The following is a 2,582-nucleotide window of genomic DNA, read 5'->3' as shown; positions in this document are numbered from 1 at the left end:
GTCGGCCGTTTACCAGCGGAAACAAGACAAAAAGCCGAGGCCTTGCTTAGGGACGGATGGACGATTGTGAATACCGCGGACAGATTAGGCATAGGCGAATTTAGTGTACGTGCGATAAGGAAAAGCTTGAATCTCGCGGTATTCCCGAGCCCACCGCTTGCCTCAAATTCACTCAGACAAACGGTCATGGCCCGGCTGAACGCCGGCGCTTCGCGAGTGGAGATCGCGCGAGATATGCATATTCAACCTGAAACCGTCGATCTGATAGGAGGGTATTGGCGTGGCCCCATGGCGCACAGGGCATTGCCTATACGAGAAGATCAACGGGCGGCCGGTGCGCAACAGCCCGCTGCTTCGTCTGGCTTGCGCGGACCTGCGTCGCCGCAACCGGGCACTTCCACCGGGGGGCACACGCATCCATCGGCCAGACACCCGTATGTCGACGAACCGCAGCCTCGCCCCATCGATCCCGTCGCCGCTCGCGGCTTACGCCGTGCTGATGCTACGAAGTTATCGGAGAAAACAGGGCAAAAAGCCAAGGCCTTGATTAGAGACGGGTGGGCAAATTCAGCCGTGGGAAGAGAATTGAGGATGTCTGTCAATACTGTGGCGAAAATCAAACAGACTATGGATCCCGCGGATTTCTTGAGTCCGGCGTTGAAATCATTAACACTCCCAGGCGAGGTTATTGCCCGGCTGGACGCCGGCATACCGGGAGCACAGATCGCGCAAGAAATGCATCTCCAGCCCGAAACCGTGGACCGTATCGACCGGGAGTATCGGGCTGACCGTCTAGCCGCCGACCTGTACCGTGCGCGAATGGCTCGCGCACCAGCCGGCGCGGACCAAGCCGCCGAATCGTCCGGGCTGCGCAGACCTGCGTCGCCGCAACCAGGCGCTTCCACCGGCGGGCACACGCACCCACCGGCAAAACGCCAGCGCGTCGACGAGCCTCAGATTGCAGGCGAAGATCCAATGACATCGGAGGTTCTCAGACAATTGACGAATCAGATTCCGGCGGAGCGGATTGCGCAAAACATGCAACTGAGGCCTGACGTCGTCAACGCGATTATTGACCGGTATGTGAAGAGTGAAGCCCGGAAGCTGCATCAGGAGTTTCTAGCCGAACAGGCCAGCCAGCCCGCGGCGGCCGCAGGTGCGCAGCCGGTCTCGCCGGCGCACAGGCAGGAGGTGATCCGTCAACTGGGCGAAGGCCATACGTCGGCAGAGATCGCCGCTCGTATGAACCTGACGGTGTACCAGGTTGAGGAGATCACGAATCAGCATTTGCGGGAAGAGATCGCGCGCTTCCACCCCGATCCAGCGCAGTAAGAGTCCGAGCGCTGATGGAACACCCTGTGCGATAACCACTGCATCGGCGCCGTCAAGGGCATCGGCCTCCGTCAGTGGGCCAGCCCGCGGCGGCTGATGCATCTGCACGCCGCTTGATTCCCGCAGCGTACCGGGCCGCGTCGACTGAACAGGCTGCGCCACACGCGCGAACGGCGCCGCTCGCGAGCGTAGCGAGCCACTAGGGAATGTTAGGGCTCGCCGTGCCGATCAGATCAGACTCGCTTTGGAGCAGTCACGTTCGGGTCGCCGGCCGTCGGCGCCGGGGGCAAATGCGGAGGCTGCGGAACCGGTTGCCGTATCGGCGGATTCGTGGTTGGCCGCAGCGTCGTGTAGGCCGGTTGCATTCCCGGCGGATAGACCAGTTCCAGTTCGCCGGTATAGATATTCTTCGCATAGGTAGGCTCGGTTATCGGTACTTCGACCAGGCGCATCCCAATGCGTCGCGTTCCCTGTGGGTCATTCGGTGTAGCCGTGGCGATTTCCTCGACCCTGAATACCGTATTCGGTCTGAAAAGCCATTCGCTTTCCTCATCGGCCAGCGTAGTGATGGGCTTGATGAACGGCGTCGCCGATAGTGCCTCGATATCGTAAAGCGCATGGGCATGATCGGGCCCACTTCCGCCAGCCTCGTCTTTCAACGTGGCATTCGCATACTCGTTTTTGCTCGACGCGGACATGAACGCTGGCGAATTGGTCACGTAGTCGCCTGGTGCAAAGTGGCTGGCATAGTCTGGGGCCACGTCGGCAATACGCAGCAGACGGCTCTGTCCCGCCGGTTTTGGCAGACGGTCGATGCCCTTCTGCAACCTGCGGGCATTGACGGCTGTGTTGGCTTCATAAACACGGCTGTAGAGTTGCTGATTCAACTCGAAGTTGTTGCCTTCGTAGCTGGCGCCGCTGGAATAGCGGTCGCTGTCGCTGTCGCTGCCGCCGCCGATATCCAGATGAGTCCAGTCCCGGATGGCGCGCCGCTGCGCAGCGGGCAACGCGTCGAACGCGGCTTTGTATTGGTTGACGTAGGCGGGGTTGTCGAGTTGATTGCCGGCGGTGGAATGCCATCCGCCCGGGTTCAGCGTTTCCATCATGGCAAAGGACGGCGCTGAGCCTGTCGATGTCATGACGTGAAACGAATCTGCGAATGGCGGCAGGTCCGAAGATGCGGATGATGGCGGGCTTCCAGAATGCGAGGAGGTGCCGGTTCCGGAAGACGAGGAACTGCCGTTATCCAT

The 2,582-nt window shown here is 60.6% G+C and carries 1 protein-coding gene and 1 pseudogene; one reads left to right on the top strand and one right to left on the bottom strand.

The features are described from left to right. Positions 1-1,332: hypothetical protein (locus NE850_RS39240; RefSeq protein WP_310700411.1), on the top strand; the 1,332-nt coding region annotated here is incomplete at its 5' end. Between the two features lie 233 nt (positions 1,333-1,565). On the opposite strand, the pseudogene NE850_RS39235 reads toward NE850_RS39240, so the two are convergent. Next, positions 1,566-2,582: pseudogene (locus NE850_RS39235) on the bottom strand (hypothetical protein); the annotation flags it as partial.

Source organism: Paraburkholderia sp. USG1 (assembly GCF_031570135.1).
In the GTDB taxonomy this organism is placed as follows: Bacteria; Pseudomonadota; Gammaproteobacteria; order Burkholderiales; family Burkholderiaceae; genus Paraburkholderia; species Paraburkholderia dioscoreae.
This window is presented reverse-complemented; position numbering and strand designations above follow the sequence as displayed.